Genomic DNA, 23448 nt, shown 5'->3' with positions numbered 1-23448 from the left:
TAACAATCTCAACATCTCACGTAGAATATGAAACAGCAAACAGACACTACGCACACGTAGACTGTCCAGGCCATGCCGATTATGTTAAAAACATGATCACAGGAGCAGCACAAATGGACGGAGCAATACTAGTAGTATCAGCAGCAGATGGTCCAATGCCACAAACAAGAGAGCATATCTTACTAGGAAGACAAGTAGGAATCCCTAAAATGGTAGTATTCTTAAACAAAGAAGACCAAGTAGACGATCCAGAACTAATCGAATTAGTAGAAATGGAAGTAAGAGACTTACTAAGCGAATATGACTATGATGGAGACAACACACCAATCGTAGTAGGATCAGCATTAAAAGCATTAGAAGATCCAGACGGAGAATGGGGAGACAAAATCGTAAAATTAATGGAAGAAGTAGACGCTTACATTGACGAACCAGTAAGAGATACAGACCAACCATTCTTAATGCCAGTAGAAGACATCTTCTCAATAACAGGAAGAGGAACAGTAGCAACTGGTAGAGTAGATAGAGGAGTAGTAAAAGTAGGAGATAACGTAGAAATTATCGGATTAACAGAAGAAAAAAGAACAGTAGTAGTAACAGGAGTAGAAATGTTCAAAAAACTGTTAGACCAAGCACAAGCAGGAGATAACATAGGAGCGTTATTAAGAGGAGTACAAAGAGAAGAAATCCAAAGAGGTCAAGTATTAGCAGCACCAGGAACAATCAAACCTCATACAAAATTCGAATCAGAAGTATATGTATTAACAAAAGACGAAGGTGGAAGACATACACCATTCTTCTCAGGATACAGACCACAATTCTTCTTTACAACAACAGACGTAACAGGAAACATAGCATTAGAAGAAGGCGTAGAAATGGTAATGCCAGGAGATAATGCAAAATTCATAATAGAATTAATCACACCAATTGCCTTAGAAGAAGGACAAAAATTCTCAATAAGAGAAGGTGGAAGAACAGTAGGAGCAGGAGTTGTAACTAAAGTTATAGAATAATCTGCAAATATTTGTAAATTTGAAGAGCAAGGGTAACCTTGCTTTTTTTATTTGAGAAGCTTATACTTTCAATAAGATAATTCAAAATTAGAATAAGTTTTAAATTGTTAGAAATAACAGAATATATTGAGCTTAAAAAACAAGTATTATATAGGTTTGAGTAATATAATATTTTGTTTTATTGCAATAAAATCATAGTATTCTTTTTAAATATACCATTTAATTATATTTTATAATATATTTAAGCGGTATATTATTTTAATGTATAATATAAAAAAGCCTTCAATGTGAAGTCTTTTTTTATTGCAATAAACTAGTCTTAATTAAAGCAATTAAGCAAAATAAAATCATAAATTACACTTATGATATAATATAAGTTGACAGTAAAAAAATTACTAATAAAAATAACTCATTTAACTTATAATTATAAAAAAATAAGTTAGTAAGGAGGCTTTAATGATTGAGTTTAAGAATATTTCAAAAATATATTCAGGGGGTAAAGTTGCAGTAAAAGATGTCAATTTATCCTTTGATAGAGGTGAGTTTGTAGTATTTATAGGGACAAGTGGAAGTGGTAAAACAACTTGCATGAGAATGATAAATAGAATGATAAAACCTACAAAAGGCAATATTCTAATTGATGGAAAAAACATAAAAGATATTGACGAAGTAAAATTAAGAAGAAGTATAGGGTATGTAATACAGCAAATTGGATTAATGCCACATATGACAATATATGAAAATATAACATTGGTGCCAAAGCTTTTAAAATGGGATGAGAAAAAACAAAGAGAAAGTGCAGAATACTTAATAAAAAAGGTAGATTTACCGAAAGAAATGCTAGACAGATACCCAGCAGAACTGTCAGGGGGACAACAACAAAGAATAGGGGTAATAAGGGCATTAGCAGCAGAACAAAATATAATACTAATGGACGAGCCCTTTGGAGCACTTGACCCAATAACAAGGGAATCTCTTCAGAAATTAATAAAGAGATTACAAAAAGATTTAGGTAAAACAGTAGTTTTTGTAACTCACGATATGGACGAAGCACTTGCTATGGCAGATAAAATTGCAATAATGGACAAAGGTGATCTTATTCAATTTGATACACCAGACAACATACTTTTAAATCCGGCAAATGAATTTGTAAAGGAACTTTTAGGTGAAGATAGAATAGTACAAGCTCGTTCAAGAACGCAAATAGTAGACAAAGTTATGTACAAAAATCCAATATTTATAGAAAGGGATAAAACATTAGCTGAAGCTTTAAAACTAATGAGAGAAAAAAGGGTAGATACATTATTTGTAACAGATGAAAACAATGTATTAGAAGGATATATAGACATATTTGCACTTGGTAAAAAAGATACTAGAAATCACAAAGTTAGTGAAATAATTAAAGAAGCAAACTATATAGAATCTGGAACTCTACTTAGAGAAGCTATGTTTTTAATATCGGAATGCGATTACAAAAACCTTCCAGTAGTGGATAAAGACAACAAACTTATAGGGCTTTTCACAAGAGCGAATATAGTAGACAGTATTTACAACATGATGTTTGAAGATGAAGAAGAACTACAAGAAGAAGAGTTAGTTCATAGCACATCTGACATAGAGTAGGTGATAGAATGTTAGAATTTTTAAAGCAAAACTATTTAGACATACTACAAAAAACATCGGAACATTTGTATATTGCAGTAATGGCGTTGGTACTTGGAATCATAGTAGCAGTACCACTTGGAATAGTGCTTACTAGAACGAAGAAAATATCTAATTTTGTGATAGGACTAGCTTCTATTTTACAGACAATACCATCATTAGCACTGCTTGCAATAATGATACCTATTTTTGGTATAGGAAAACTTCCAGCAATAATAGCATTATTTATATATTCTCTTTTGCCAATACTTAGAAACACATATATAGGAATGACAGAAGTAGATCCTAACATAGTAGATGCAGCAAAAGGTATGGGAATGACAAAGATGCAGTCAATAATGAAAGTAGAAATACCACTAGCATCACCAGCAATAATGGCAGGTATTAGACTTTCAGGAGTATATGTAGTAGCTTGGGCAACACTCTCTTCATATATAGGAGCAGGAGGACTTGGAGATTTAATATTTTCAGGACTTAATAACTATAACCCAAACTTAATAATATTTGGAACTATACCAGTAACAATACTAGCTTTGTTTGTAGACTTTTTACTTTCAAAAGTAGAAAAATTTGCAAGTAAAAAAGCGAGATTGGAGGTATAGAATGAAAAATAGATTAAAGAAAATTACATTAGCTATACCAATGCTTTTACTTTTAACATCTTGTAGCTTGCCAGGACTTGGAGGAGATACAGAAAGTGACATAGTAATAGCAAGTGGAAATACTACAGAACGTCAAATAGTATCTGAAATGGTATCGCAAATGTTAGAACATTATACAAAAGATATAAAGATAGACATAATAAACAACTTAGGTTCAACTAACTTAATACACCAATCGCTAATGACAGATAATGCAAATATTTCTGGAATTATGTACACGGGGACATCCCTTACAGGAGAATTAGAGATGGAACCTATAACAGACCCAGAAAAAGCAATGAATATAGTAGTAAAAGAATACAAAAAAAGATTTAATGAAAAATGGTATCCATCATATGGGTTTGAGAATACCTATGCATTTATGGTAACGAGAGAATTTTCAGAAAAAAATAACATAACAAAAGTAAGCCAATTAAAAGATATAGCAAAAGAGTTAAAAGCTGGAGTAGATACAGCTTGGATTCAAAGAAAAGGCGATGGATATGAAGACTTTAAAAGAATTTATGGATACGACTTTCAAAAAGTATATCCAATGGAAATTGGGTTAGTATATAACGCCGTAGATGCTGGAGAAATGGATATAGTACTAGGTTACACAACAGATGGTAGAATTCAGTCAAATGATTTAGTAGTACTTGAAGATGACAAAAACTTGTTTCCACCTTATGATGCAAGTCCAGCAGCGACATATGAGCTAATAGAAAAGTATCCAATAGTAGATAAAGTTCTTTTAAAGCTAGAAGGAACAATATCAAGTGAACAAATGCAAAAACTAAATAGACTTGCAGATGAAGAACTAGTAGAACCCAAAAATGTAGCAAAGAAATTTTTAGAAGATAACAATTATTTTAAAGATAAAGAACCGATGATATCGGAGGCGAAATAATGGGAGTATTAAAAGGTTTAATAGAATACTATAAGTTAAACGGAATGTATGTAACAGAACAGTTTGTTAGGCATTTCTTAATATCGGTATATGGAGTGCTACTTGCAGCAGTAGTTGCAATTCCTTTAGGCTTTCTAATAGCTAGAAAATACAAACTAGCAGACTGGGTAATAGGAATAGCCAATGTAATCCAGACAATACCGTCACTTGCACTACTATCTATCCTTATGCTTGGAATGGGACTAGGAAGTAACACAGTAGTAGCTACAGTATTTCTATATTCGCTACTGCCAATATTAAAGAACACTTACTCAGGAGTAGTAGGAGTAGATAAGAATTTAATAGACGTAGGAAAAGGAATGGGAATGACAAGATGGCAAATAACAAGAATGGTAGAAATACCGCTTTCTCTTTCTATGATAATGGCGGGAATTAGAAATGCACTAGTAGTAGCAATTGGAGTAACGGCAATAGGAACCTTTATAGGAGCAGGAGGGCTTGGAGATATAATTTCAAGAGGAGTAAATGTAAGTAACGGTTCTTCTATAATAATAGCTGGAGCACTTCCAACAGCATTAATGGCAGTAATAGCAGACTTGTTTTTAGGGTATTTAGAAAAGAAAATAAATCCTATAAAAAATTAGTTGAAAAAAAACAAATATAGTATAAAATGAAATTAGAGCAAGAAAACTTGCTCTTTTCTTTTGCAAAATAAATTAAACTAAATTAGTTGGAGGAGTATATGTGCGGAACAGTAGGAATATATAACCCTAATAAAATATATGGAAATTACAAAAAAATAATAAAAGACATGGCAGATGAAATAATCCATAGAGGACCAAATAGCGATGGTTATCATATAGACGAAAGTGTAGCTTTTGGATTTAGAAGACTGAGTATGGTAGATTTATCGAGCAATGGAAGCCAGCCATTTTATACTAAAAACAAAGATAAAGTAATGGTTTTTAACGGTGAAATATACAATTATAAAGGAATAAAAAAAGAACTACTAGAAGACGGGTATGAATTTATTTCTAAAACAGACAGTGAAGTATTACTATATGGATATGATAAGTGGGGAGAAAAAATACTAGACAAAGTAAGAGGAATGTTTGGCTTTGCAGTATGGAACAAAGAAAAAGAAGAACTGTTTATAGCTAGAGACTTTTTCGGAATAAAACCACTTTACTATACAAGAAATACAACAGATGGAAGTTTATTATTTGGTTCAGAAATAAAATCATTTACTAAAAATCCTAACTTTATAAAAGAATTTAATGAAAATATGTTAAAACCTTACTTAGAAGGAAGACAAATAGAAACAGACGAAACATTCTTTAAAGGAGTATATAAACTAAAACCAGGACATTTCCTAAAAATGAAAAATAATAATATGGAAATAAAAAAATACTGGAACGTTGAAGTAAGAAGTAGTAAAAAATCAAAAGAAGAATATATAGAAAACATTAAAAATACTATACAAGAGTCAATAGACTTACACAAAGAAACAGATACAGAACTAGGAGCATTTTTAACAAAAACTTCAGATTTATACGTTTCTAACTCAAGTAGTCCAGTAGATACATTTGGATTTGCAGTAGAAGAAAATAAACAGAACATTCAAGAAGAATTTTCAAAAGAGATAAATGCAAAGTATCATGAAGTAAAAATAACTCCAGAAGACTGTTTTAAAAATATAGAAAGAATACAGTATCTATTAGACGATCCAAATCCTAGTTTCTTATGTATGGAAATATATTTCTTGTCACAAGAGGCAAGAAAATATGTAACAGCAATAATGACAGGAGATGGAGCAGAAGAACTTTTTATAAAAAAAGAAGATGTAATAACAAAAGAAGAAATAGAATACAACAATAAAAAAGTAAGTAAAATATTAAATAAAGAACTTGCAGAATATATTGAAGAAATAAATGTAGCAAATAATATTCAAAGTAGAATTTCACAAGAAAAACTTTTAGTAGCAGACAAAATGAGTAGTGCTCAAAGCATGGAAATGAGAAGTCCATTTATAGATAGAAAAGTAGTAGAAGAAATTTATAATGTACCAAAAGATTTCTCAGAAAAAGAATTAGAAGAAGTTCTAAAAAAATTGCTTGAAGAAGTAGCCATAAATAAAATTATAAAAATAGAAAATCCAATAAACAATTGGCTAAAAGAAGAAAAATACTTTAATATAGTTAAAGAAGAACTTAATTTAAATGTAGCAAAAGATTATTTAGATTCAGAAAAAATAGAAGAACTTTTAGAAGATAAAAAAGATTTCAAATACAATTTAATATGGAGAATATACACATTTTTACTTTGGTATAAAGAATATTTTGTAAATAGATAAAAAGATAGGGTTAACCTATCTTTTTTTAGTTGCTTAAATATTAAAGGTGAGATTTAAATGAAGCCATCTTTTTCTAACTTTGACTTAATTTGCATGATGAACGGTTTCATTCTCATATAGGCTTTTTTGCTTAATTCTAATTCATATTTAATATTTTTGCGTTGTTCAGCAATAATGTGAATTCCATTTCTAAAACCATAAATTTCAATAATTTCATTAGTTAGATTTATAACAGAACCTGTTTTAGATTTAAAAGGATAAATTAAACCAATTTCTTCAGCGGTTTTACATTTATCATCAAATCTTATCTTAGTTTTTTCTTTTTTCCTTTTATCATAATAAAATGGCACAATTTTTTTCCCATCATGATATAATTCATTTTCTAATATTTTTTGTTTTTCATTAGGAATTGAAATTTTAATAGGAATTGTATGATGAGTTAAATTTTCATACTCTAATGTATCGTAGTAGTATTCATTAAGGACATACTCAATAATAGCTTCATATAAAGTGGCATATCCAAGTATTTGATTTCTCACTTCAAAAATTAAATTTTCTTTATCTGCTTCTATGCCTTCATATATTTTGTAGGCAAAGCGAATTGCTCTAAATTCTTTAATGAGCCTTTCCTTTAAAGAATTATCCTTTATGAATTTAAACTCTTCTGTATACCAATATTCGTTAGCTAAATGATTGTTACAGTATTCATATATTTTATTTTTTATATTATCATCTAAAGGCATATATTTCTCCTTAAATATTATTATATAATATATTATATATCTTAATCACATTTAATACAACAACCTCAATGAATATTATAAAATTGTAAGAATATTATTTTTATGCATTTTTAATTAATGAGATTATCAATTATAATGATTTATAAGATTTATTTTATAGGAGGAGAAATGGAACAATTTAATTTACGAAAAACAACAAGAAAAGATACAGCTTTAATACTAGGGTTCATAGAGGAATTGGCAGAATATGAAAAAATGACAGATGATGTAATAGCAACTGAAGACTTAATAGAAGAACATGTCTTTGATAAAGAAAGAGTTGAGGTTTTAATAGCAGAAGAAAATAATGTACCAATAGGTTTTTGTCTATTCTTTTATAATTTTTCTACATTTATGGGTAAGTCTGGAATATATTTAGAAGATTTATATATAAAACCAGAATACAGAGGAAGAGGATATGGTAAAATAATATTTAAGGAACTTGCAAAAATAGCAATAGAGAGAAATTGTGGAAGAATAGAATGGGTTTGTTTAGACTGGAATAAACCAGCAATAGATTTTTACAAAAAAATGGGAGCAATTTCTATGGACAAGTGGAGCACTTATAGACTAACGGGAGAAAGTTTAAGACAAGTAGCACAAAAGGAGACTTAAATTGCAATATAAGTATATTGAAATAGAAAACGAAGATAATTTAACACTTAGAGGAGTACAAAATTTACCAGATAAAGTCGAAAAACATGATAAACTACCAGCTATAATAATAATTCATGGCCATACTGGAAATAAGATGGGGAGAAATTTTTTCTTTGTAAAAATGTCTAAGTATTTTACAAAGAAGGGTTTTACAACATTTAGATTTGACCTAAATGGTACAGGAGAGTCAGATGGAGAATTTGAGAATATGACTCTGACTAGTGAAATACACGATATGGACTGTATTGTAGATTATGTAAAAAAAGACAAACATGTAAATACAGAAAGTATATTCATTATAGGACATAGCATGGGCGGACTAATTGCAACACTAAAAGCATGTGAATACAATCCTAAAAAAATGGTTTTACTTGCTCCAGCAAATGATTTGTACGAGTCGTTGTTAAGTATGTATAATTCATTTGGCAAAGAAGTAGAAGAAGTAAAGTACTTTGGTTTGAAGATAAAGAAGGTTTTTATGGACGATATGGAAAAATACAAGCCTTATGGAAGAGCTAAGTTATATAGAGGAGATACAATAATATTTAGAGGAAGTAACGATGAATCAGTTTCAAGAGAGACTTGCATAAAAACCAAAAATGCATTTAAAGGAAAAGTAGAATATATAGAAATAGAAAATACAGACCACAGTTTTACTGACTACGATGCAAGAGAAGCAATGATAGAAAAAATATATGAATTTTTAAAGTAAAGATAATGTTAAAACATTATCTTTTTTATTTACGCTAATTGGTATATGAAATATAATAAAAGTGGGTATAGATTTGTACCCGCACATATTATATTAAAGGAGGAAGTTATATGTCAGGAATTATGTTATTAGTAGTATTTGTAATATCTATTATAGTAATGATATTAGCTATTACAAAATTAAATGTGCATCCATTTTTAGCTATTATGGGAATAGCTTTAATAATGGGACTAGTAGTTGGTATACCTATGAAGGATATGCCAGGAGTTATAGGGGAAGGTTTTTCAGCAACTTTTGCAAGTATAGGTATAGTAATAATACTTGGAGCTTTAATAGGTTCAGTATTAGAAGCAACAGGTGGGGCTATAAAACTTGCAGATATGGTTGTTAACGCAGTAGGAGAAAAAAGACCAGAACTTGCAATAATGATTATGGGCTGGATTGTTTCAGTACCAGTATTTTGCGATAGTGGTTTTGTAATTTTAAATCCTATAAGAAAAGCTATGGCAAGAAAAACAGGAGCATCTTCTGTTGCTATGACAATAGCTCTTTCAGCAGGGCTATATTCAACACATGTATATGTTCCGCCAACACCAGGACCAATAGCAGCAGCGGGAAATATTGGAGTTGAAAATAATTTACTTATGGTTATAGTTATGGGAGTGCTAGTTTCTATACCAGGAATGATATTAGCATATCTTTTTGCAAAAAAAATAGGACCGACTATAAAATCTAGCGATGAAATTTCAAACGAGAAAATAATGGAAGATTATAAGAAAATAATGAAAGAACACGAACTTCCTAATGGATTTCTAAGTTTAGCACCAATTATAGTTCCTATTATATTGATGGCAGCTTCCTCAATAGTACAAATGGCTAAATACACAGGAACAGGTTCAAATATTATCATGTTTTTAGGAACTCCAGTTATAGCATTGGCAGCAGGAGTTATTTTCTCAGTATTCTTATTATTGAGCACTAAGACTATGGACAAATTTAATAAGATAACAGAAGAAACATTAAGAACTGTAGGACCTATATTATTCATAACAGGAGCAGGTGGAGTTTTAGGGAAAGTTATTAGTACAGCAGGATTTGTTGAATACATAGAAGCAAATGCAGAAGTATTAAGCAAAGTAGGAATATTCTTCCCGTTCTTAATTTCAGCAATATTAAAAACAGCTCAAGGTTCTTCAACTGTAGCACTAACAACAACATCTGCTATTATGGGAATGTACACAGACCCACATTCTATGATGTCAGCACTAGGACTTACAAGTCCAATGACAGCAGTGCTTGTAGTACTTGCAATAGGAGCAGGCGCTATGACAGTTTCTCATGCAAATGACTCATACTTCTGGGTAGTAACAAATTTAGGTGGCTTAAAAGCAGAGGAAGGATATAAAACTCAAACACCAATGACATTAATTATGGGACTTGCAGGAATGGCTACAGTATTTGTTCTAAATATGTTTTTAGGATAGAAACTTAAAATATATTTGGAGGTAAATTATGAAAATAGTGATATCTGTAGATTCTTTTAAAGGAAGTTTAGAATCCATAGAAGCAGGAGAAATAATTAAAGAGGTAATACTTGAAGAAATACCAACTTGTAAAGTAGTAGTAAAACCATTAGCAGACGGAGGAGAAGGAACAGTTTCTGCTCTTGTAACAGGTTTAAATGGTGAATTTATAGATATTGAAGTAACAGGTCCATTAACAGATAAAGTAGTTGCAAGGTATGGAGTAGTAGGCGAAAAAGCTATTATCGAAATGGCTTCTTCATCAGGTCTTACTTTAGTGGATAAGAAAGACAGAAATCCTCTAAATACTACAACTTATGGTCTTGGAGAAATAATAAAAGACGCTCTAGACAGAGATTATAGAGAGTTTATAATTGGAATAGGTGGCTCGGCAACTAATGATATAGGAATTGGAATGCTCAGCTCATTAGGATATAAATTCTTAGATAAAAATAAAAAAGAAGTTGGAATATTTGGAAGAGATTTAAAAAATATTTGCTATATAGATGATGAAAATGTAGATAAAAGAATAAAAGAATCTCTATTTGAAATTGCTTGTGATGTAAATAATCCTCTATATGGAGAAAAAGGTGCAGCAAATATTTACGGACCACAAAAAGGTGCAACTCAAGAAGATATTGAAAAGTTGGACTTATGGGCTAAAAACTTTTCTAAAATAGTTACAGATAAATACAAAACATCATTTGAAAACCTTGAAGGAGTAGGTGCAGCAGGTGGTTTAGGATATGCCTTCAAAGCATTACTAAATGGGAATTTAGTAAGAGGAGTAGATATAATAACAAGATTTTTAAACTTAGAAGAAGACATAAAAACAGCTGACCTAGCTATAACAGGAGAAGGTGAAATTGACCATCAAACTATGATGGGAAAAGCTCCAAGTGGTATAGCAAAACTTGCCAAAAAATATGGAGTTTCTACCATAGCAATAGCAGGCTCATTAGGAAAAGATGTTGAAAAAATAAATGATGAAGGTATAGATGCTTACTTTAGCATTACGCCAAAACCTGTAGCTTTAGAAGAAGCAATGAAAAAAGAGTTTGCTATTAAAAATTTAAAAAGTACAATAAAACAAATAATTAGAGTCTATAAAATGACTAAGTAAACAAAAAAAGGAAATAGGAGACTATTTCCTTTTTAATATTCACTTTCCTTTAAGTCAGAAACTAATTTTACATAAAACTCTCTAATATCAAAATCATCTATGTTTTCCCTAAATAAATCAATCATATCAGCGTGAGATAAACCAGTTTCATCAACGAAAGTAAAATTATTCCACTTCATAGAATCTAAAGACACAAGTCCGTCATTTGATTTATTAAAAAACTTTATAAATAAAAAAGACAAATTAAGAGGAAATTTCTTTCTTTTATCCTTTTTTAACTTTTCAATAATAGAACCAAAACTTTGGTAATAAACATCACTGGAGTTAGGATTAGATTTATTAAACTCTTCAATATAACTTTTGGTTAAATTAGTAATTGCAGTAATAAAGTCAGGGTTTTTATCTCCTACCTTTTTTAAAGTGAAATTGTAAGTTTTAGCTATTTTATTTATGATTTTACTTGGAACTTTTTCAAAAAGGTAATCTACATAGTCACAACCATAGTGAGGGGTGTTAATAGTAGTTAAAGTAGCAACTTTTGAAGCTACACCACAGTTTGAAATGGCATATCTCGAGTCAAGTCCACCTTTAGAATGAGCAATAATATTTACTTTTTCACAACCAGTTTGTTCTACAATTTCGTTGATTCTCTTTGCTACTTGTTTTCCGCAATCTTCAATTGAACCAGCTGATTCTTGGTCTCCATAAAATATTTTTGCGCCATTTTTTTCTAATTCTTTTGGAATTCTACCCCAGTAATTAAAGTAGTTGCTATCTCTAAAAAATACACCATGAACTAGAAGTATAGGGTATTTAGTTGAGCAAATTTCTAAATTCTTTCTAGATTCATTTAAGTAAAATTTTTCTTTTTCCACTTTAAATTCACTAAAAGTAGTTTTAAAAACATCAATCCAAAAGTAAATATTAACAACAGGTATCCACCAGAATATTATAAAAAGTACTCTCTTTTTTATTCCTAGTTGAAGAGAAGATACATACAGTCTAAAAAGACTATTTATAATCATTCCTAAAATTAAAAGTATAGAAACTACGAGTTGGATAACCCAAAAAGCTCTAGTTATAGGAGGTATTAAGTTGAAATTAGAGTAAATTAATGTAAAACTATTAACTATTACTAAAATAAAGGAAGACAAAATTAGATTATTTCCTTTTTGCAAAGTTTTTAAAGATTTTGGTAAATTTTTATCTATACCAAAATTAGAAATATTAGTTAACAAATAAAAAACAAGGGACACAACAACTAGTAAAATGCTAATTGGTATAGATAATTGGTAATAAGATACAATTAAAAAAATATTAGTAGTTAAAATTAAAATTAAATTTGAAAAAAGGTTTTTTAAAATATTCATATACTTCCTATCCTTATAATAAATAATATATATTATAACATAATAAAATGCTGGTTGGGTTTTGAAAGTATATTATTTAATAGTTTATTTTTAAGTATTAAAAATGTGTAAATTAGTAAAAAATTAATAAATAATACATAAAGTTATATCATAATAAATAATTAAGTGTTAAAAGAATACTAAATTATTTACAAATATGATAAAAAAATAGTATAATTATAAAGCATTTTATGTAAGCTCTAAGAACAATTATATAAATTGCTATAAATTCAGAGGTGATGAAATGGTATTTTTTATTATGGGGGGGATATTTGCTCTCGTTATAGGATATTCGATAATTTGCAACAAAAGATATAAGGAATATTTTGAGGATGAGTCTGGAGAAAAAGCAAAAATGGACTTAGAGATGAAACAAAGGTTAATAGGTATTTTGTTGCCTTTGGATCCAAAAATTCAGGAAAAAAATATAGTAAATGGTCATTTTATAAAGCAAGTAAGTTTAGTTTTAAAAGTGACTACGTATTATTCTTATGCAATAGTTTTTACTGATGATAAAGATAGTTTATTGCTTTATGAATATTCACCAGAGGAGGAAAAAGCTTCTTTAATAGGAGAGTTTTCGTTAGAACAATTATCTATGAAAGAGATATCTCCTTATCAAATCAATTATCTATTCCATGATGTAAATGGCAAATTATTGCACAGTGTGCAAGTTTATAATCAGGAGATACCTGATAGCAATGATTATGAGATTAAATATTCTCAAAGTAAAGAGTTTGAAAAATTAAGAGAGAAAGTAGGAGATTAGTGAATATGGATAAAACTATGACGTATTTATTATTTATTATTCCGTTGGGGCTGTTGGTTTTTGAGTATTATTCATACCAAAAAAACAAGAAATCAGGTAATGGATATGTATTTAAACCATTAAAATTAATAGCAGAGCTAATTGTAATGGCAATAGCATTATACGCGATTATTACTGGCAAGACTTATGAAGATATACTAGATTTAATAAATGAAATGTTTAGAAAATAAAGTAACCTTAATTGGTTACTTTATTTTTTATGATAAAACATGATATATAAAATTTTAATATTTATAAAAAACTTGTTATACAATTAAGAACTTTCTTTAATAGTTCCTAATTTATAAGCATTAAATAATTCAGTTAAGTCTTCAATTATTTTTTCTATTTCTTTACCCTCATCAGTATCTCTTACAAGTATCCTTTCGGGGAATCTTTCAGTAATATACAGTTTAGGTGTGTATGCTCCATGAACAGACTCCATAACTTCATAATTGCTGTGTTCAGCAAGAGCTAAGTAGTGAGAGTTAAAAGTTAGAGTATAGCCAGCAATACCTGTTTTTGGTTGGTAAGCCTTAGAAATACCTCCATCTATAACATACATTTTACCATTAGCTGAAATAGGCTTTTGACCATCTTTTAACTTAACAGGAATATGACCGTTAATAATATGTGAAGTGTCAGGGTTTAATCCGAACTCTTCAAAAATCTCGTCAACGTATTTTTCTTCCTTGCTAAGTTTAAAATATGGATCAGATATTTCTTTACTAATAGGAAGCTCTCTACCTATAAAGAAGTTTTCAAATGTGGACATTTTATGTTTTCCAAATAGTGGAGAAATAGGGCCACACCACATATACCAATACAAATCTAAAACTTTTTCTCTTTCCTTAGAATACATAGACCTAGGTAAGTAAGAAGCTTCTCTAGCCTTTGAATCAAAAAAGTCCATTAGTTCTTTGCCCTTGTATTCTTTTCCATTATAATTAAAACTTCTAAAACTTCCATCTTTTTCCATAGGAATACATCCGTGGAAAAGCAGATTTGAATTCATAACCGTGTAAACACTACCTTTGTCTAAAAGAAACTTCAAGTGAGTCTGCAATTTTTCACTATGTCTGAAAGAAGTGTTTAAACAGTCAATTACTTCAAACTCTTCAGGTGTTAATTTACAAGGATTTTCAGGGTCAACTGTTGGAAAATTATCATCTAAAAGAGGATATTCCACACCATCTTCAGCAATGTAAACTTTCTTTTCAAAATCTATGTTTCGTAAAGTCATTCTAGAATCCATATTAAATTCAGGATTTCTATCTAAAGTTTGGCAAGCTAATTTAAATTGAATAACAGATATAGCTTTGTGCATCTTAGCAGTAGCATATTTATTTACACTATAATATTTGTTTTCATCGACAATCTTTGGCATAAATCTTTTGCAAGGGTCATCTCTGTAAGTTTCTACAGCAAAAGAGTAAAGAGGTCTTAAGTTAATACCATATCCATCTTCCAAGGAGTCGAAGTTGTTGTAACCTAAAGCGATTCTAACTACATTTGCGACTAAAGCTCTGTTTCCAAGAGCTGCACCCATCCAAATAATATCGTGGTTTCCCCACTGTATATCTATATTAGGGTGTTCCATTAAAACATCCATAATAATATCCGGTCTAGGTCCCCTGTCATAAATATCTCCAACTATATGTAAACAATCCACAGACACATCCTGTATTAAATGGCATAAAGTTGAGATAAATTCTTTAGAAGCATTTATATTTATTATTGTATCTATTAAAGTATCGAAATAGTCTTGTTTATTTAAAGTAACATAGTCAATATGAAGCATTTCGTCAATTAATTCCCTATAAGCTTCGGGCATTTTGCTTCGTACTTTCCCTCTAGAATATTTAGAAGTAACAACTTTTAAAAGTTTTATTAAATTAAAAATAGTTTTTCTAACCCAACTAGTTGTAAAATCTTTAGATTTTATCATTAAAGTAATAAAACTTGACGGTTCGTATATAAGGTTAGAAAGTTCGTTCATTTCATCCTCAGTTAAGTCATATTTAAATTCCTGAGAAATTTTTTGCCTAGTATTACCAGAGGCTGAACGTAAAATTCTAATAAATGAGGAGTACTCTCCGTGAAGGTCGCTTAAAAAGTATTCAGTGCCCTTAGGTAGTACAGAAATAGCTTTAAGTTTTACAATTTCACTAATAGTTTTTTCAATAGAATTATATTCCTTAGATAATAATTTCAAATATTTTAAGTCTGCCATTTATTTCCTCCTAGATACCTATATCATATAAAAAAAACGCGAAATATGAAAGTAGTTAAGGTATAAATTTGGAAATAAATATAAAAATTCATCGATTATTAAATATAAATACATTGTGGTATTGAAATAGTAACGATATTATGAATAAATATACAGAATCTAAAAACGACATTAATAAAAGGTTGTTGAAATATTAACCTAAATTGAGGTTTATTTCACAAAGCTGTTAATAAATAATTAATTTGTTTTTAAAAATATAATATTTAGTATGGTAAAGTTCTAATTTATTTGTTATAATATTAGACATTATCACATACATTGGGGAGGTATTATTTATGAAGAAAAAAATATTAAAAATTATTTCGGCTTTCACAGTAATGGCACTTTTATTCACAGGCTGTGTAGGAAAAGAAGATTCAAAAAAGGACTCAGGAAAAGAATCAGACAAAATAAAAATAGGTGGAATAGCTCCACTTACAGGAGATTTAGCAATTTATGGAGTTACAGCTACAAATGGTGCAAAGTTAGCTTTTGAAGAGATAAATAAAGATGGTGGTATTTTAGGTAAACAAGTAGAATACAATGTTTTAGACGATAAAGGGGATAATACAGAAGCAGTTAATGCCTTTAACAAATTAGTATCAGAAGAAGTTATAGCAGTTATAGGTGCAGTAACATCAGCACCATCAGAAGCAGTAGCACAACCAGCAGTTGAAGAAAACATGCCTTTACTTACACCGACAGGAACACAACTTGGAATAACAGAAGGTAGAGCAAATGTATTTAGAGTTTGTTATACAGATCCATTCCAAGGTGAAATACTAGCAAAATATACAAACGATACATTAAAAGCTAAAAAAGTTGCAATACTTACAAATAACTCATCAGATTACTCTGATGGTATAGCAAAAGCATATAAAGAAAAAGCAATAGAATTAGGAATGGAAGTAGTTGCACAAGAGTCATACCCAGATAAAGCAACGGACTTTAGAGCTCAGTTGACAAAAATAGCATCATCAAACCCAGAAGTAGTAGTAGTACCAGATTATTACAATACAATTTCATTAGTAGCTCAACAAGCTAAAGAAGTTGGAATAGATGCTACACTAATCGGTGGAGATGGTTGGGACGGAGTAATAGAACAATTAGATAAATCAGCATACGCTTCAGTAGAAGGTGATGTGTTTACAAATCATTACTCAACTCATGACGAAAATGAAAAAGTTCAAAACTTTGTAAAAGCATACAAAGAAAAATATAATGAAGATCCATCATCATTTGCAGCATTAGGATATGATGCAGCCTATATCTATAAAGAAGCAATAGAAAAAGCTGGAAAAACAGATAAAGAAGCAATAATTGAAGCTATGAAAGCAATAGACTTTGACGGTGTTACAGGAAACTTGAAATTTGACAAAAATAACAATCCTGTAAAATCAGTATCAATGATAAAAATAGTTAATGGTAAATATACTTTAGATAGTGTAGTTAAACCAGAATAAAAGAATATAGGTTTTTAATAAAAGCCATCTCTATACAATGAGATGGCTTTTATTAAATAGAAAGGAAGATTATATGAAGGAATTAATACTTCAAATTATAAATGGGCTTCAAATAGGAAGTATATATGCTTTAGTTTCACTTGGATATACAATGGTTTACGGTGTAGCTAAACTTATAAACTTTGCACATGGAGATATACTTATGATTGGTTCATATGTATCGCTATTTAGTATACCAATGTTAAATAGCATGGGGCTTCCAATATGGTTAGCAGTAATACCAGCAGTAGTATTTTGTGCAATACTTGGAATGTTAATAGAAAAAGTGGCATATACACCACTTAGAAATTCACCAAGAATATCAAATTTAATAACAGCAATAGGAGTTAGTTTGCTATTACAAAACCTTGTAATGACATTTATAGGACCAAATCCACAGTCATTTCCAAAAGTATTCAATGTAGAGCCGTTAAAAGTAGCGGGACTTTCTATAAATTTTAGTGTAATAATAACTATTTTAGTAACAGCAGCCTTGACTGTATTATTACAACTTTTCTTAAGAAAAACTAAATTTGGTAAAGCGATAAGGGCAACAAGTCAAGATGAAGGAGCAGCAAAATTAGTAGGAATAAATGTAAATCATGCAATATCACTTACATTTGCAATAGGAAGTGCATTAGCAGCAGTAGGGAGTATTCTTTATTTGTCAGCATATCCAAAATTAGAGCCTACAATGGGTTCAATGCTTGGAATTAAAGCATTTGTTGCAGCGGTACTAGGAGGGATTGGAAATATACCAGGAGCAGTACTAGGTGGTGTGATACTAGGATTAGTAGAAGCACTTACAACAGCTTATATATCATCACAATTAGCAGATGCATTTGTATTTGGAATTTTAATAATAGTATTGTTAGTCAAACCAACGGGAATACTTGGACAAAATATTAAGGAGAAAGTGTAATATGACAGCAACAAAGAAAATTTCATATGTATTAACAGCAGCCTTTATAGTTATATTATATTTCTTAATATTTTTATTAAATCAGTCAGGTGTACTTGGAAGATATGAACTGGGAATAATGAATATTATTTGTATAAATATAATACTAGCAGTTAGTTTAAATGTAACAGTAGGGTGCTTAGGACAAATAACCCTTGGACATGCTGGATTTATGTCAATAGGAGCATATACAGCATCACTATTTATGAAGTCAGGGGTTCTACAAGGACTTCCTGGATATATAGCCTCACTTATAGTAGGTGGAATAATAGCGTTGTTAGTAGGAATAGTAATAGGTATACCAGGACTTAGATTAAAGGGAGATTATCTTGCAATAATTACACTAGCATTTGGAGAAATAATTAGAGTTCTAATAGAGTATTTTGACTTTACAGGTGGAGCGCAAGGCTTGACAGGAATACCTAGATATATGGACTTTACAACAATATTTGTAATAACAATACTTTCTGTAATAATAATGTACTCAATAATGACGTCAAGACACGGGAGAGCAGTACTAGCAATAAGAGAAGACGAAATAGCAAGTGATGCAGTAGGAATAAACACAACATATTATAAAGTATTTGCATTTGCACTATCAGCTATGTTTGCAGGAATAGCAGGTGGAATGTATGCACAAAATATGGGAAATATTACAGCGAAATATTTCAACTACAACAATTCTATAAATATATTAGTAATGGTAGTACTTGGAGGAATGGGTTCATTTACAGGAGCTACGTTGTCAGCTATCGTACTTACTATACTTCCAGAAGTGCTTAGAGGATTCGACCAATACAGAATGATAGTTTATGCTTTGTTATTAATCTTCATGATGATATTTAGACCAACAGGATTACTTGGAAGAAAAGAATTCCAAATAACAAAAATAATAGACTTTATAAGAGTAAAAATAAAAGGGAATAAAGATAGTGGAGGTAGGTTGAATGAGTAACACAATATTAAAAGCAAAAGACATTTCAATCGCCTTTGGAGGACTAAAAGCAGTTACAGATTTTAACTTAGAGCTAAAATCAGATGAATTACTAGGTTTAATAGGACCAAATGGGGCAGGTAAAACAACTGTATTTAACATACTTACAGGAGTTTACAAACCTACATCTGGAGAGTATGAATTCAATGGAAGAAAAATAAATGGAGAAAAGCCCTATAAATTAGTTCAATATGGAATGGCTAGAACTTTTCAAAATATTAGATTATTTGAAAATATGACAGTACTAGACAATGTAGTAGTAGCTAATAACTTCAATATGAAATATGGATATCTAGCTGGAACATTTAGACTTCCAAGATATTGGAGAGAAGAAAAAGAAGCAAGAGAAAAAGCTATGGAACTTTTAGAGATTTTTGACTTAGCAAAATATGCAAATTATATGGCGGGAAATTTGCCTTATGGTAGACAAAGGAAACTTGAAATAGCAAGGGCTCTTTCAACAGGAGCAAAAGTATTATTCTTAGATGAACCAGCAGCAGGAATGAACCCTAAAGAAACAGAAGAGTTAATGGATACCATAAAGTTAATAAAAGAAAAATTTGGCATAGCAATAGTTCTTATAGAGCATGATATGAAACTCGTACTAGGTATCTGTGAGAGATTAATAGTTTTAGATAGAGGAAACATAATTGCACAGGGAGACCCTATGGAAGTAGTTAATAAAAAAGAAGTAATAACCGCTTATCTTGGTTCTGATGATGAAGAAGAGGGGGATGAGTAATGGCATTGCTAGAAGTTTCAAACTTAAATGTATACTATGGAAATATACATGCAATTAAAGGAATAGACCTACAAGTAAACGAAGGAGAAATAGTATCTTTAATTGGTGCAAATGGGGCAGGTAAAACGACAACACTTCAAACTATATCTGGATTAATACGTTCAGGTGCAGGGACAATAACATTCAATGGTAAAAATATAACAAAAGAAAGAGCTCACAATATAGTAAAACTAGGAATAGCTCAAGTTCCAGAAGGAAGAAGAGTATTTCCAGACCTTACAGTAAGTGACAATGTTAGGTTAGGGGCATATACAATAAGAGATTCTATTGAAAACTTAAAAGCAGATAGAAAAAACTTTTATGATGTATTTCCAAGGATGAGAGAGAGAAAAAAACAAATAGCAGGAACTCTTTCAGGAGGAGAACAGCAAATGTTAGCAATGGGAAGGGCATTAATGTCTAGACCAAAACTGCTAATATTAGATGAACCATCAATGGGACTTTCACCATTATTTGTAAAAGAAATATTTAACACTATAAAAAAAGTTAACGAGCTAGGAACTACAATATTACTTGTAGAGCAAAATGCTAAAATGGCTTTAAGAATATCTGATAGAGCATATGTACTAGAAACTGGCAGAATCTCTTTAGAAGGAGATGCCAAAAAATTAGCAGAAAATCCGAGAGTAAAGCAAGCTTACCTTGGAGCATAACAAAAAAAGACATACTCAGTATGTCTTTTTTATTTGTTTTGTATAAAATTACCCCATCTATTTCCAAGTACTTCCCTAGTATCAACAATAATACAAAATGCTTTAGGATCTATCTTGTAAATAGCTTTTTTTACAGCAACGATAGTTTTTTCAGGAAAAGTACAAAGTAAAACATCCTTGTCTTTTCTAGAAAAAGCACCTTTTCCATCTAAAATAGTAACTCCTAAATAGAGAGGGATAGTTAATTCATAAATTAATTCCTCAGTTTTTTCAGAAATAATAAAACAAGTCTTGGCAGGTCTTCCTCCAGACTGAACAATATCTACCATTTTTCCAATTATAAACAATGAAATCAACGAATAAAGTCCTGTTGAAACATCAAAAAAGATAAAAGCAGACATTAAAACCAAACCATCTATAATAACTACCGCAGTTCCAAGAGGAACTTTTAAATAATCATGTAAAATCTGTTGAATAATAGCCGTTCCACCAGTAGAAGCACCAACTCTAAAAGCAATGCCAATTCCAGCACCAGTTAGTAAGCCTCCAAAAATAGCAGCTAGTATAGCATCACCCTCAAAAGGTTTTATGAAACTAATAAATTTCACAAAAACTGGGAGTAAAAAAGAACAAAAAACAGTATTTAAAGTATATTTTTTACCTAAAAATAACAAGCTTAATAAAAGTAGAGGGAAGTTTGAAACAAGTAAAGTTATATCAGCAGATATACCAAATAGATGATACAACAAAACACTTACACCATTCATACCACCAGAAACGATTTCAAAAGGTATGAAAAAAATATTAATACCAAAAGCTATAAGAAAAGTTCCTAGAATCATAGCAAATAAATTATAGAAATATTCCTTGTTTATATTTTTCATAATAAATCCATCCTTAAAACAATATAAAATTATAGAAGTATTATATCATAAAATATGAGAAGATTGTAATATAATAAACGATAAATTATCAGTAGTTAGAGTACGGTAATATGTTAAAGAGCAATAGTATAAAAGAAAATTTATAATATCCTATGTACAGTAGAGTGTAATGAAGACATAGAATTACTACGAATTAGGATTATATTAGATGAAAAAGGGTATATTAAATTGGAGGAAATTTATATGTAATTGGGATAATAAAAGAAGTAATAAATAAATGCCCGTCAGAAGCACTTAAATATAAACTTAAATAAGAATAATATCTTTAATTACAAGGAGTGGACATGGTAGAATATAAACTAGAAGACAAGAGAATAGTAGCTTTAGATGGTGATAAGGAAATAGGGGAACTTACTTTTTCATCTTCATTAAAAGATCTTATTATAATGGATCATACCTTTGTAGACGAAGCTTATAGAGGACAAAAAATTGCACAAAAAATGTTAGAAAAAGGAATAGAATATGTAGAAGAAAATAATATAAAAATTATTCCTCTTTGCCCATTTGTAAAAAGAGAGTTTGACAAAAATCCAGAATATCAAAAATATGAATATAAGAAATAAAGAATAATAACAACTACTAGAAAGAAGAGATAGAGATATCTCTTTTTTTATTTAAAGAATAACAAAAAATATCAAAGTACATAGACTTATTAAAGAAATTAGAGTATAATGTTAATAGTTAGGAGGGAGAAATGAAAGAATTTTTAAAAAGAAAAAACATAATATTAAAGCCGAAAACGTACTTTATAGATGCAATGGGAGCAATGGCTTATGGACTTTTTGCATCACTTTTGGTAGGAACAATATTAAATACAGTAGGACAAGAATTTAATATAAAATTTCTAACAAAAGACTTGTGGCCAGTAGCACAAGAAGCAACAGGAGCTGCAATAGCAGTAGCAATAGCATATGCTTTGAAAGCACCAGACTTAGTGCTCTTTTCTTCGGCAGTAGTAGGAATAGCAGGTTATAAACTAGGAGGACCAGTAGGTGTATACATATCGACTATTTTCGCAGTTGAATTTGGGAAAATAGTATCAAAAGAAACAAAATTAGACATAGTGGTTACTCCAGTAGTTACAGTATTAGTCGGGGTTATGATTTCAAAATTTATAGGACCTCCAATAGATTATGTAATGATAAAAATTGGAGAATTTGTAATGTTTGCAACAACAACTCAGCCAATAATAATGGGAATACTTGTGTCAGTAGTAGTAGGAATAGTATTAACACTACCAATATCATCAGCTGCACTTTGTATGATGTTGTCCTTGTCTGGCATAGCAGGAGGGGCAGCGACAATAGGATGTTGTTGTCAAATGGTAGGATTTGCAGTAATATCATTTAAAGAAAATGGACTTCAAGGATTTGTAGCTCAAGGTCTTGGAACATCAATGCTTCAAATGCCAAACATAATGAGGAATTGGAAAGTAATGATTCCTTCAATAGTATCATCTGCAATACTAGGACCAGTAGCTACGGTTTTATTTAAAATGGAAAATACACCACTTGGTTCAGGAATGGGAACAAGTGGAATAGTAGGACAAATAGGAACATTTAACGCAATGTCTGAAAATTATTCAAGTAGCTATATATTTAGTTCAATATTGCTACTGCAAATATTTTTACCAGCAGTAATATCCTTTGTAGCTTATAAAGTACTATACAAGATAAACTGGATAAAAGATGGGGACTTAAAACTTCCAAATTAAAAACAGAAAGCTAAAGGGA

At 30.2% G+C, this 23448-nt stretch carries 23 protein-coding genes; 19 read left to right on the top strand and 4 right to left on the bottom strand.

Annotation, left to right across the window (positions count from 1 at the left end; genetic code table 11):
• The 6 genes from tuf to asnB all read left to right on the top strand — a co-directional run.
• A partial coding sequence (tuf, locus tag CS899_RS08755) for an elongation factor Tu (RefSeq protein WP_100065812.1) occupies positions 1–1010 on the top strand: 1010 nt, incomplete at its 5' end.
• A 456-nt stretch (positions 1011–1466) separates the two neighbouring features.
• Positions 1467–2633 (top strand): ABC transporter ATP-binding protein, encoded by a 1167-nt coding sequence (locus CS899_RS08750; RefSeq protein ID WP_100065811.1) that lies wholly within the window; start codon positions 1467–1469, stop codon positions 2631–2633.
• 8 nt (positions 2634–2641) lie between these two features.
• A complete protein-coding gene (locus tag CS899_RS08745) occupies positions 2642–3274 on the top strand; it encodes an ABC transporter permease (protein WP_100065810.1) in 633 nt (210 codons plus the stop codon).
• A 1-nt stretch (position 3275) separates the two neighbouring features.
• Positions 3276–4220: an osmoprotectant ABC transporter substrate-binding protein gene (locus tag CS899_RS08740; RefSeq protein ID WP_100065809.1), complete on the top strand. Its 945-nt coding sequence runs from the start codon at positions 3276–3278 to the stop codon at positions 4218–4220.
• Positions 4220–4864 (top strand): ABC transporter permease, encoded by a 645-nt coding sequence (locus CS899_RS08735; RefSeq protein WP_100065808.1) that lies wholly within the window; start codon positions 4220–4222, stop codon positions 4862–4864. The genes CS899_RS08740 and CS899_RS08735 overlap by 1 nt, the downstream gene beginning before the upstream one ends.
• A gap of 98 nt (positions 4865–4962) precedes the next feature.
• Complete coding sequence (gene asnB, locus CS899_RS08730) at positions 4963–6573, top strand: asparagine synthase (glutamine-hydrolyzing) (protein ID WP_100065807.1); 1611 nt, start codon at positions 4963–4965, stop codon at positions 6571–6573.
• Between the two features lie 53 nt (positions 6574–6626).
• On the opposite strand, the gene CS899_RS08725 is transcribed toward asnB, so the two are convergent.
• The gene (locus CS899_RS08725) at positions 6627–7316 is read right to left on the bottom strand and encodes a hypothetical protein (RefSeq protein ID WP_100065806.1); all 690 of its coding nucleotides are present in this window, start codon (positions 7314–7316) and stop codon (positions 6627–6629) included.
• A gap of 168 nt (positions 7317–7484) precedes the next feature.
• On the opposite strand from CS899_RS08725, the gene CS899_RS08720 reads away from it, so the two are divergent.
• The 4 genes from CS899_RS08720 to CS899_RS08705 all read left to right on the top strand — a co-directional run bounded on the left by CS899_RS08720 (position 7485) and on the right by CS899_RS08705 (position 11370).
• Positions 7485–7970, top strand: coding sequence for a GNAT family N-acetyltransferase (locus tag CS899_RS08720; RefSeq protein WP_100065805.1), 486 nt, complete (start codon positions 7485–7487; stop codon positions 7968–7970).
• Position 7971: 1 nt separating this feature from the next.
• A complete protein-coding gene (locus tag CS899_RS08715; RefSeq protein WP_100065804.1) occupies positions 7972–8724 on the top strand; it encodes an alpha/beta hydrolase family protein in 753 nt (250 codons plus the stop codon).
• A 110-nt stretch (positions 8725–8834) separates the two neighbouring features.
• Positions 8835–10208, top strand: a complete 1374-nt coding sequence (locus CS899_RS08710; RefSeq protein ID WP_100065803.1) for a GntP family permease — start codon at positions 8835–8837, stop codon at positions 10206–10208.
• Positions 10209–10236: 28 nt separating this feature from the next.
• Positions 10237–11370 carry a glycerate kinase gene (locus tag CS899_RS08705; RefSeq protein WP_100065802.1) on the top strand — a complete coding sequence of 378 codons (1134 nt, stop codon included), beginning with the start codon at positions 10237–10239 and terminating at the stop codon, positions 11368–11370.
• 32 nt (positions 11371–11402) lie between these two features.
• Here the strand turns inward: CS899_RS08705 and CS899_RS08700 are convergent, their stop codons facing one another.
• Positions 11403–12740, bottom strand: a complete 1338-nt coding sequence (locus CS899_RS08700; protein ID WP_100065801.1) for an esterase/lipase family protein — start codon at positions 12738–12740, stop codon at positions 11403–11405.
• 283 nt (positions 12741–13023) lie between these two features.
• Here CS899_RS08700 and CS899_RS08695 point away from each other — a divergent pair, with 283 nt between their 5' ends.
• Together CS899_RS08695 and CS899_RS08690 are read left to right on the top strand one after the other, a co-directional pair.
• Positions 13024–13548 carry a hypothetical protein gene (locus tag CS899_RS08695; RefSeq protein ID WP_100065800.1) on the top strand — a complete coding sequence of 175 codons (525 nt, stop codon included), beginning with the start codon at positions 13024–13026 and terminating at the stop codon, positions 13546–13548.
• A gap of 5 nt (positions 13549–13553) precedes the next feature.
• Complete coding sequence (locus CS899_RS08690; RefSeq protein ID WP_100065799.1) at positions 13554–13778, top strand: hypothetical protein; 225 nt, start codon at positions 13554–13556, stop codon at positions 13776–13778.
• A gap of 83 nt (positions 13779–13861) precedes the next feature.
• On the opposite strand, the gene CS899_RS08685 is transcribed toward CS899_RS08690, so the two are convergent.
• The gene (locus tag CS899_RS08685) at positions 13862–15820 is read right to left on the bottom strand and encodes a fructose-1,6-bisphosphatase (protein ID WP_100065798.1); all 1959 of its coding nucleotides are present in this window, start codon (positions 15818–15820) and stop codon (positions 13862–13864) included.
• A gap of 335 nt (positions 15821–16155) precedes the next feature.
• On the opposite strand from CS899_RS08685, the gene CS899_RS08680 reads away from it, so the two are divergent.
• The 5 genes from CS899_RS08680 (at position 16156) to CS899_RS08660 (ending at position 20771) form a co-directional block, all read left to right on the top strand.
• The gene (locus tag CS899_RS08680) at positions 16156–17322 is read left to right on the top strand and encodes an ABC transporter substrate-binding protein (protein WP_100065797.1); all 1167 of its coding nucleotides are present in this window, start codon (positions 16156–16158) and stop codon (positions 17320–17322) included.
• A 73-nt stretch (positions 17323–17395) separates the two neighbouring features.
• Positions 17396–18283, top strand: coding sequence for a branched-chain amino acid ABC transporter permease (locus CS899_RS08675; RefSeq protein ID WP_100065796.1), 888 nt, complete (start codon positions 17396–17398; stop codon positions 18281–18283).
• A gap of 1 nt (position 18284) precedes the next feature.
• Positions 18285–19277: a branched-chain amino acid ABC transporter permease gene (locus tag CS899_RS08670; RefSeq protein ID WP_100065795.1), complete on the top strand. Its 993-nt coding sequence runs from the start codon at positions 18285–18287 to the stop codon at positions 19275–19277.
• On the top strand, positions 19270–20058 hold the full coding sequence (locus CS899_RS08665) for an ABC transporter ATP-binding protein (protein ID WP_100065794.1): 789 nt from the start codon (positions 19270–19272) through the stop codon (positions 20056–20058). The genes CS899_RS08670 and CS899_RS08665 overlap by 8 nt, the downstream gene beginning before the upstream one ends.
• Positions 20059–20063: 5 nt before the next feature.
• Positions 20064–20771 (top strand): ABC transporter ATP-binding protein, encoded by a 708-nt coding sequence (locus tag CS899_RS08660; RefSeq protein ID WP_207204779.1) that lies wholly within the window; start codon positions 20064–20066, stop codon positions 20769–20771.
• Between the two features lie 29 nt (positions 20772–20800).
• Here CS899_RS08660 and CS899_RS08655 read toward each other — a convergent pair whose 3' ends face one another.
• Complete coding sequence (locus CS899_RS08655) at positions 20801–21655, bottom strand: YitT family protein (protein WP_100065792.1); 855 nt, start codon at positions 21653–21655, stop codon at positions 20801–20803.
• Between the two features lie 344 nt (positions 21656–21999).
• Here CS899_RS08655 and CS899_RS08650 point away from each other — a divergent pair, with 344 nt between their 5' ends.
• Both CS899_RS08650 and CS899_RS08645 read left to right on the top strand, forming a co-directional pair.
• Positions 22000–22278 carry a GNAT family N-acetyltransferase gene (locus CS899_RS08650; RefSeq protein WP_100065791.1) on the top strand — a complete coding sequence of 93 codons (279 nt, stop codon included), beginning with the start codon at positions 22000–22002 and terminating at the stop codon, positions 22276–22278.
• Between the two features lie 131 nt (positions 22279–22409).
• Positions 22410–23429 (top strand): PTS sugar transporter subunit IIC, encoded by a 1020-nt coding sequence (locus CS899_RS08645; protein WP_100065790.1) that lies wholly within the window; start codon positions 22410–22412, stop codon positions 23427–23429.
• Positions 23430–23448: the final 19 nt, after the last annotated feature.

Source organism: Miniphocaeibacter massiliensis (assembly GCF_900232905.1).
In the GTDB taxonomy this organism is placed as follows: Bacteria; Bacillota; Clostridia; order Tissierellales; family Peptoniphilaceae; genus Miniphocaeibacter; species Miniphocaeibacter massiliensis.
This window is presented reverse-complemented; position numbering and strand designations above follow the sequence as displayed.

Bases quoted from the DNA above. Each gene is read 5' to 3' on its own strand.
- CS899_RS08740 (WP_100065809.1), top strand. From the start codon at position 3,276: ATGAAAAATAGATTAAAGAAAATTACATTAGCTATACCAATGCTTTTA.
- CS899_RS08750 (WP_100065811.1), top strand. From the start codon at position 1,467: ATGATTGAGTTTAAGAATATTTCAAAAATATATTCAGGGGGTAAAGTT.
- CS899_RS08700 (WP_100065801.1), bottom strand. From the start codon at position 12,740: ATGAATATTTTAAAAAACCTTTTTTCAAATTTAATTTTAATTTTAACT.
- CS899_RS08710 (WP_100065803.1), top strand. From the start codon at position 8,835: ATGTCAGGAATTATGTTATTAGTAGTATTTGTAATATCTATTATAGTA.
- CS899_RS08705 (WP_100065802.1), top strand. From the start codon at position 10,237: ATGAAAATAGTGATATCTGTAGATTCTTTTAAAGGAAGTTTAGAATCC.
- CS899_RS08685 (WP_100065798.1), bottom strand. From the start codon at position 15,820: ATGGCAGACTTAAAATATTTGAAATTATTATCTAAGGAATATAATTCT.
- CS899_RS08695 (WP_100065800.1), top strand. From the start codon at position 13,024: ATGGTATTTTTTATTATGGGGGGGATATTTGCTCTCGTTATAGGATAT.
- CS899_RS08680 (WP_100065797.1), top strand. From the start codon at position 16,156: ATGAAGAAAAAAATATTAAAAATTATTTCGGCTTTCACAGTAATGGCA.
- asnB (WP_100065807.1), top strand. From the start codon at position 4,963: ATGTGCGGAACAGTAGGAATATATAACCCTAATAAAATATATGGAAAT.
- CS899_RS08745 (WP_100065810.1), top strand. From the start codon at position 2,642: ATGTTAGAATTTTTAAAGCAAAACTATTTAGACATACTACAAAAAACA.
- CS899_RS08670 (WP_100065795.1), top strand. From the start codon at position 18,285: ATGACAGCAACAAAGAAAATTTCATATGTATTAACAGCAGCCTTTATA.
- CS899_RS08655 (WP_100065792.1), bottom strand. From the start codon at position 21,655: ATGAAAAATATAAACAAGGAATATTTCTATAATTTATTTGCTATGATT.
- CS899_RS08725 (WP_100065806.1), bottom strand. From the start codon at position 7,316: ATGCCTTTAGATGATAATATAAAAAATAAAATATATGAATACTGTAAC.
- CS899_RS08665 (WP_100065794.1), top strand. From the start codon at position 19,270: ATGAGTAACACAATATTAAAAGCAAAAGACATTTCAATCGCCTTTGGA.
- CS899_RS08735 (WP_100065808.1), top strand. From the start codon at position 4,220: ATGGGAGTATTAAAAGGTTTAATAGAATACTATAAGTTAAACGGAATG.
- CS899_RS08690 (WP_100065799.1), top strand. From the start codon at position 13,554: ATGGATAAAACTATGACGTATTTATTATTTATTATTCCGTTGGGGCTG.
- CS899_RS08645 (WP_100065790.1), top strand. From the start codon at position 22,410: ATGAAAGAATTTTTAAAAAGAAAAAACATAATATTAAAGCCGAAAACG.
- CS899_RS08650 (WP_100065791.1), top strand. From the start codon at position 22,000: ATGGTAGAATATAAACTAGAAGACAAGAGAATAGTAGCTTTAGATGGT.
- CS899_RS08675 (WP_100065796.1), top strand. From the start codon at position 17,396: ATGAAGGAATTAATACTTCAAATTATAAATGGGCTTCAAATAGGAAGT.
- CS899_RS08720 (WP_100065805.1), top strand. From the start codon at position 7,485: ATGGAACAATTTAATTTACGAAAAACAACAAGAAAAGATACAGCTTTA.